Annotated in this window: 5 protein-coding genes; 3 read left to right on the top strand and 2 right to left on the bottom strand. The window is 70.9% G+C overall.

What is annotated here, in order from left to right:
• Positions 1 to 147: 147 nt before the first annotated feature.
• Positions 148 to 915: a TetR/AcrR family transcriptional regulator gene (locus tag ACFC0G_RS07105; RefSeq protein WP_376398390.1), complete on the bottom strand. Its 768-nt coding sequence runs from the start codon at positions 913 to 915 to the stop codon at positions 148 to 150.
• Between the two features lie 351 nt (positions 916 to 1,266).
• Between ACFC0G_RS07105 and ACFC0G_RS07110 the strand changes: the two genes are divergently transcribed.
• Together ACFC0G_RS07110 and ACFC0G_RS07115 are read left to right on the top strand one after the other, a co-directional pair.
• The gene (locus ACFC0G_RS07110; protein ID WP_376398393.1) at positions 1,267 to 2,631 is read left to right on the top strand and encodes an NAD(P)/FAD-dependent oxidoreductase; all 1,365 of its coding nucleotides are present in this window, start codon (positions 1,267 to 1,269) and stop codon (positions 2,629 to 2,631) included.
• A 106-nt stretch (positions 2,632 to 2,737) separates the two neighbouring features.
• The gene (locus ACFC0G_RS07115; protein ID WP_376398397.1) at positions 2,738 to 4,408 is read left to right on the top strand and encodes a SpoIIE family protein phosphatase; all 1,671 of its coding nucleotides are present in this window, start codon (positions 2,738 to 2,740) and stop codon (positions 4,406 to 4,408) included.
• Between the two features lie 208 nt (positions 4,409 to 4,616).
• Here the strand turns inward: ACFC0G_RS07115 and ACFC0G_RS07120 are convergent, their stop codons facing one another.
• Positions 4,617 to 5,903, bottom strand: coding sequence for an MFS transporter (locus ACFC0G_RS07120; protein ID WP_376398399.1), 1,287 nt, complete (start codon positions 5,901 to 5,903; stop codon positions 4,617 to 4,619).
• 154 nt (positions 5,904 to 6,057) lie between these two features.
• Here ACFC0G_RS07120 and ACFC0G_RS07125 point away from each other — a divergent pair, with 154 nt between their 5' ends.
• Positions 6,058 to 6,624: a MarR family winged helix-turn-helix transcriptional regulator gene (locus ACFC0G_RS07125; protein WP_376398402.1), complete on the top strand. Its 567-nt coding sequence runs from the start codon at positions 6,058 to 6,060 to the stop codon at positions 6,622 to 6,624.
• Positions 6,625 to 7,117: the final 493 nt, after the last annotated feature.

The raw sequence follows: 7,117 nt of genomic DNA on the forward strand, positions 1-7,117 counted from the left end.
CGCCGCGTCCACTTACCACTCGTCCGGGGCGACTTCCTGTATCCGGGCGTAACCGCTCACACGTTCGTGTGATGCTCATTGGTCCGCCCGGACCACAAAAGAACTTCTCGCTACGGGTCTCTTACCGGAACTCCCTACCGGGAACTCCTACCGGGAGCGCAGCCCCTCAAGAAGGATGTCGAGGAGCCGCGTCGAGGCAGCCGCCTGCTGCGCCGCGTCCGGCAGGGCCGGAGCCGCCGTGGCGATGACGAGCAGCACGTCGGCCACGGTCACGTCGGTCCGCAGCTCACCCGCCTCACGCGCCCGGTCGACGAGCCGGCCGACGACGTCGAGCAGCTCCGCCGCCCCCGCGTCGTCCCGCTCCTCCGCCGGCACCGCGCGCGGCGCGACCACCCGCGTGTCGGGATCGGCGACGCCCCGCTGGGACGGCACCCGGGCCGCGTCCTCACCGGCGTCGGCGACGAGCGGCCCCGCGGGGTCGTCCACGCCCACCCGCAGCACCTGCGGCGGCAGCAGCCGCCCGGCACCCGAGGCCACCGAGGTCCGCAGGAACCGGGAGAGCGCCGACCACGGCTCGTCCTCCTGGCCCAGCGCGGCCCGCGCCTGCTCGGTCAGCCGGGAGGTCTCCTCCTCGGCTATCCGCCGCACCAGCACGTCCTTGCTGGGGAAGCGCCGGTAGACCGTGCCCACGCCGACCCGGGCGCGGCGCGCCACGTCCTCCATCGGCGCCCCGTAACCGAGCTCGCCGAAGACCTCGCGCGCGGCGCGCAGCACGTGCTCCAGATTGCGCTGGGCGTCCACCCGCAGCGGCGCGGATCTGCCGCCCGCCAACGGGGACAGCGCCCCGGCACCCTGGCCGTCGTCGGCGGTCGCCGTCCCGACGACCGACTGCCACCGTGAATCCTGAATCTGCATAAGCGTTCCCCCGCTCATGATGTCTCCCCCCGGAGACTCCCCGCCCTGACACGGGGCTTCCGGCCCGTGAGCGCCTCGGTCCACGCGCTCCCGTCCCACCCCGATGAAGTACGAACATAGTTGAGTCCGGGTCAATTCAGAAGGGGGAGTTCCGTACGGTCCGCCCCCCGATCGGAGCAAGGCCCGGAAGACTCCCGATTCCGACCCCACGGCACACCTGTCACACCCACCGTGACCTGCACCGTTGACCCCGCACCCCGCTCGCGCGCCACCCCGCGCCTCCGTACCCCGCCGGTCACACAATTTGTCGAGCCTGTGGACAAACAACGGACGGCGTTGCGTCATGGGACAGTGACCGAACCTGCGCGCATTCTCGTGGTCGGCGGTGGATACGTCGGCATGTACACAGCGCTGCGCCTCCAGCGGCAGCTCAGGGCCGAGCTCAGAGCCGGCACCGTCGAGATCGTGGTGGTCACCCCCGATCCGTACATGACGTACCAGCCGTTCCTGCCCGAGGCCGCGGCCGGCTCCATCTCCCCGCGCCATGTCGTCGTCCCCCTCCGCCGGGTCCTCGACCGCTGCCGGATCCTCATCGGCGAGGTCGGCTCGATCGACCACGCCAAGCGGACGGCGTCGCTCTCCACCCTCGCCACCGAGGAGGAGGGCACCGGCGGCATCGAGCTCACCTACGACGAGCTGGTCCTCGCCCCCGGCTCCGTCTCCCGCACCCTCCCGGTCCCCGGCCTCGCCGACCACGGCATCGGCTTCAAGACCGTCGAGGAGGCCATCGGCCTGCGCAACCACGTCATCGAACAGATGGACATCGCGTCCTCCACCCGTGACCCCGGGCTCCGCGACGCCGCCCTCACCTTCGTCTTCGTCGGCGGCGGCTACGCGGGCGTGGAGGCCCTCGCCGAGCTGGAGGACATGGCCCGCTACACGTCGCGGTACTACCACAACGTCAAGCCCGAGGACCTGAAATGGGTCCTCGTCGAGGCCTCGGACCGGATCCTCCCCGAGGTGGGCGCGGAGATGGGCAAGTACGCCATCCGCGAGCTCCGCGGCCGCAACATCGACGTCCGCCTGGAGACCCGCCTCGAATCCTGCGAGGACCGGGTCGCCGTCCTCAGCGACGGCACCCGCCTGCCCACCCGGACCGTCGTCTGGACCGCCGGCGTCAAGCCCGCCCCCGTCCTCGCCGCCACCGACTTGCTCCTGAACGAACGCGGCCGGCTCCGCTGCACCGCCCACCTCGCCGTCGAAGGCGTCGAGCACGCCTGGGCGGCGGGCGACGCGGCCGCCGTCCCCGACGTCACCTCCGGAGAACCCGGCAAGGAATGCGCCCCCAACGCCCAGCACGCCGTCCGCCAGGCCAAGGTCCTCGCGGAGAACATCGCCGCCTCCCTGAGCGGCCGACCGCTCACGGAGTACGCGCACGCGTACGTGGGGTCCGTCGCCTCGCTCGGCCTCCACAAGGGAGTGGCCCACGTCTACGGACGTAAACTCAAGGGCTACCCGGCCTGGTTCATGCACCGCGCCTACCACCTCAGCCGGGTCCCCACCTTCAACCGCAAGGCCCGCGTCCTCGCCGAATGGACCCTTTCCGGCCTGTTCAAGCGGGAAATCGTCTCTCTCGGCTCGCTGGAACACCCGCGTGCCGAATTCGAACTCGCCGCCGCACCGCCACCCGACCACGGCGACAAGCCGTCGTCCTGACATCACTGTCAGTGCACTCGTCCACACTGGACGTGTGACCATAGGTGGGCTCACACCTGCACAGCGTGACTCTGCACGGCACCGACACCACGAGGCATACAGATCCGTGAACTTCACCCGTTGGAGCGCCCGGCTCCCCGGCACGCAGCGCCGCGCGGCGCGGGGGACCGAAGGCTCCGTGCCCGCCGCCCGCGGTGAGTACGGGCAGCAGCTGGAGCACCCCGGCAGCGAGACCGCCGAGGCCGACATCGCCGCCGACGCACCCGCCCTGGAGGACTTCGCCGTACGGGAGCTCCTCGGCCGCCTCCCCGGCCTGGTCGCCCTCGTGTACGGCCCGGACCACCGCATCGCCTACGTCAACGACGCCTACGCCGCCGCCTTCGGCCCCCGCCCCGCGGGCGCCACCGTCGCCGACACCTGCCCCGAGGCCGAGGACCTCGGCCTGCTGCCCCTCATGGACCAGGTCCTGCGCAGCGGCAAGCCCCGCACGGTCAAGTCCCGCCGCACCCAGGACGGCGGCTCGTACACGGTCACGTGCCTGCCCGTCGACAGCCCCCACATCGACGGCGGAGTCCTCGTCCACGCCGCCGACGTCACCGACCACGCCGAGGCCGCCGAGCGGCTCCGCGCCAGCGAGCGCCGCCACCGCGAGACCGCCGTCACCCTCCAGCGCTCCCTGCTCCCGCAGGAGCTGGAGCAGCCCGACGACCTGCGGATCGCCGCCACCTACCAGCCCGGCGGCACGGACGCGGCCGTCGGCGGCGACTGGTACGACGTGATCACCCTCGGCGCGGGCCGCACCGCGCTCGTCATCGGCGACGTGATGGGACGCGGCGTGCGCGCCGCCGCCGTCATGGGCCAGCTCCGCACCGCCGTCCGGGCCTACGCCCGCCTGGACCTGCCCCCGCACGAGGTGCTCCAGCTCCTCGACGGCCTCGCCGCCGAGATCGACGCCAGCCAGATCGCCACCTGCGTCTACGCGATCCACGACCCCAGCGAAGGCAAGCTGGTGTACGCGTCGGCCGGCCATCTCCCGATCCTCGTACGGGACGAGGACGGCACCGTGCGCCGCGCCGAAGACCCCACGGGCCCGCCCCTCGGCACCGGCGGCTGGCTGCACGCCTCGGGCTCCATCGCCCTCCCGCCCGGCTCGACCGCCGTCCTCTACACCGACGGCCTGGTCGAGCGCCGCCGCGAGGACATCGACGAGGGCGTCGCCGCCCTGGCCCGCGCCCTCTCCGGCGCGAGCGGCACCCCGCAGGTCGTCTGCGACCGGCTGCTCCGCGCCCTGGGCGTCACCGCCGAGCACGACGACGACGTGGCCGTCCTCGTCGTCCAGCACCCCGCCCGCGAGGGCTCCGACGCCGAGCTCTTCCACAACGCCGCCCTGGAGCTCCTCGGCGGGGTGGAGGCCGCACCCCGCGCGCGTGCCTTCGCCTCCGGCGTCCTGTCGAGCTGGCGCTTCCCGGTCGAGCTCCGCGACCTGGGCGTCCTCGCCACCAGCGAGCTCGTGGCGAACTCCCTCCAGCACGGCACCCCGCCGATGCGGCTGCGCCTCCGCCGTACGGACCGCCGCCTGATCATCGAGGTCACGGACGGGGACGACCACCTGCCCCGCCGCCGCAGGGCGGAAACGGAAGACGAGGCGGGTCGCGGTATCTCGATCATCGCGACGATCGCCTCGTCCTGGGGGAGCCGCCGCACACCCGGCGGCGGCAAAGCGGTCTGGTGCGAGTTCGCCCTGCCGAACAAGCCCGGCAAGAGCGAGAAGAACTAGGCCGTGTCCGGAAAGTCCCGCCTGAGCCGCGGCGCCTGGCACGCACGCTCGCCGCGTTGCCGAAATGCCCACGTAGCTCCGCTACGAGGACATCCCGGCGCCTTGCGATCGCACGCACCAGACGCCGCGGCTCCTGCCCTCCGGGCAGACGGCGCTACTTTCCGGACACGACCTAGGGCCTGTCCGGCGGATCAGGGTCGGATAGGCCCTAGGCCGAGGCCTCGACCTTCCGCCCGCTCTGCTCGCTCGGCTGGTGCCGCGCCACGACCTTCGACGGCTTGGCGCCGGCGAGCGACGGCTGGTTCTGCTCGGGGGTCAGCTGCCGGCCGAGCCGGACCGCGAGGAACGTGATGCCGAGCGAGAAGAGCACGAACGTCACGATGTACGGACCGTGCAGCGCGGCCCCCATGGGCCCGCCCACGGCCGGACCGACGGCGAGCGCGAGCTGCTTGACCAGCGCGAAGGCCGAGTTGTACTGCCCGACCATCGACTCCGGCGCCAGATCGGCCACCAGCGGCGCCACGGTCGGCGAGAGCATCGCCTCACCGAGCCCGAAGAGCGCGTACGTGGAGATGAACGCCGCGGTCGCCATGGTCTGGCTGCCGTGCCCGAGCCCCGCGTACCCGGCGATCAGCCACGCCACGGTCCAGATCAGACCGACGGCCGCGATCACCCGGGTCCGCTTCCGGCGCTCGACGAACTTCAGCACCAGGAACTGGGCGGCCACGATGACCGCCGTGTTGGCGGCCAGCGCGATACCGAGCGTCGACGGCTCGATCCCGGCGGCCTCGGTGCCATAAGCGGCGAGACCCGACTCGAACTGTCCGTAACAGGCGAAGAAGAGGACGAAGCCGAGGACGCACAGCTGCACCATCGCCTTGTGCCCGAGCAGCGCGCGGACCCCGCCGCCCTTGCCGCCCTCGGCGGGACGGCTGCCCCGGAACGCGGGCGAGCCCGGCATCCGGACGGTCCCGACGACCGCGCCGAGCACGAGGAACATCGCCGCCTCGATCGAGAACAGCAGGATGAAGCTGCCCGGCCGGCTCGTGTCGACGAGCAGGCCGCCGATCAGACCACCGACACCGAGGCCGAGGTTCTGCAGGAAGAACTGCATGGCGAAGGCCCGGGTCCGGCCCACCGGCTCCGAGCACCAGACGATCATCGTGGCGAGCGCCGGCTGGAGCACCGCCGTACCGGCGCCGAGCAGCGCCGCGGCCCCCACGGCCGCCGGCACGCTGGACGCGAAGCCCATCGCCACCGCACCCACGGCCGCGACGACCGAGGCCACGACGAGCACCGGCACGGGCCCGCGCCGGTCGATGGTCCGCCCGCTGAAGGGCAGCACCACGAGTGCGGCCATGGCGAAGACGGCGAGAACGATGCCCGCGGTCGCCGCGCCCAGATCCCGCACCTGGGCGACGTACACATAGAGGTACGGCACGGTGAAGCCGAGTCCGAACGCGCTCAGCGCGCTGCCTGCCTGAATACGGCGCATCGCAGCGCCCCTCGCCTTGGTCACACTCACCCACTTCGGTCGCAGGTTCAGAGGTGTAGCTCTGAACCTTGAAGACTTAACTCCTAAAGTTAACTCCTTAACAGTACACACCGAAGGACTTCAACGCCAACGAGGTCCGTGGGATACTCGCCGTATGTCCGACACCCCCGAGCGACCCGGCCCGCAGGCCCCGCAGGAGCCGAGCCTCGACGAGCAGATCGCGGCCTACCAGCGCGAGTACCGCGACCTCGACCCCCAGGTCGAGAAGGTCGTCTCCGCCCTCGGCCGGCTGAACCGCCGGATGAACGTGGCGTACGGTCGCCAGCTCTCCGACCTCGGCATCAGCAACGCCGAGTGGGAGGTCCTCAAGACCCTCGTCCTCGCCGGAGCGCCCTACCGCCTCGGCCCGGGCGAGCTCGCCAAGCGACTGGGACTCACCCCGGCCGCGATGACCCACCGCATCGACCGCATGGCGGGCGAGGGCCTGGTCACCCGCGACCGCGACGAGAACAACCGGGTACGCGTGATCGTCGAGCTCACGGACGAGGGCCGCTCGAAGTGGCTGGAGGCCATGCGCATGGCCACGGACTTCGAGGAGGAGCTCCTCCAGGACCTCACGGCAGAAGAGAGGGGAGTCCTCGGCGAGGTCCTCATCCGCCTCCTGCGCCGTGTGGAACTCACCCAGCCGGACGCCGGCGGCCGCCTGACGGACCTGGACTGATCCACCCGCCACGGTCACCGGCCGGGGGTTGACACGCCCCCACCGGATCCGTAATGTTCTCCGAGTTGTCACGGAGCCGGAACGGTTCTTCGACGACCACTCACGCCGCTGATGCGGCACCTCTTCTCAGCACGATCTCCCCACCGGGATGAATTTCGGCATGCCGAAATTCAATTCGAAAGACTCGATTATGAGTCGCCGGGGAAAATCCGCTAGAGTTTGAGACGTCGGAACGGCCCAACAGCCGGAAAGACAAACCCCGCTGACTGGGGGTCAGACGCCGAAAGGATCTGATAGAGTCGGAAACGCCGGAAGGGCCTGACGCGAAAGCGAAACGGACCGGAAAGCACCGAGGAAATCGGATCGGAAAGATCTGATAAGCTTCGGAACGAAGGGAAAAGCCCGGAGGAAAGCCCGAGAGGGTGAGTACAAAGGAAGCGTCCGTTCCTTGAGAACTCAACAGCGTGCCAAAAATCAACGCCAGATTAGTTGA

The organism is Streptomyces sp. NPDC056169 (assembly GCF_042268445.1).
Lineage (GTDB): Bacteria > Actinomycetota > Actinomycetes > Streptomycetales > Streptomycetaceae > Streptomyces.

Bases quoted from the DNA above. Each gene is read 5' to 3' on its own strand.
- ACFC0G_RS07125 (WP_376398402.1), top strand. From the start codon at position 6,058: ATGTCCGACACCCCCGAGCGACCCGGCCCGCAGGCCCCGCAGGAGCCG.
- ACFC0G_RS07120 (WP_376398399.1), bottom strand. From the start codon at position 5,903: ATGCGCCGTATTCAGGCAGGCAGCGCGCTGAGCGCGTTCGGACTCGGC.
- ACFC0G_RS07105 (WP_376398390.1), bottom strand. From the start codon at position 915: ATGCAGATTCAGGATTCACGGTGGCAGTCGGTCGTCGGGACGGCGACC.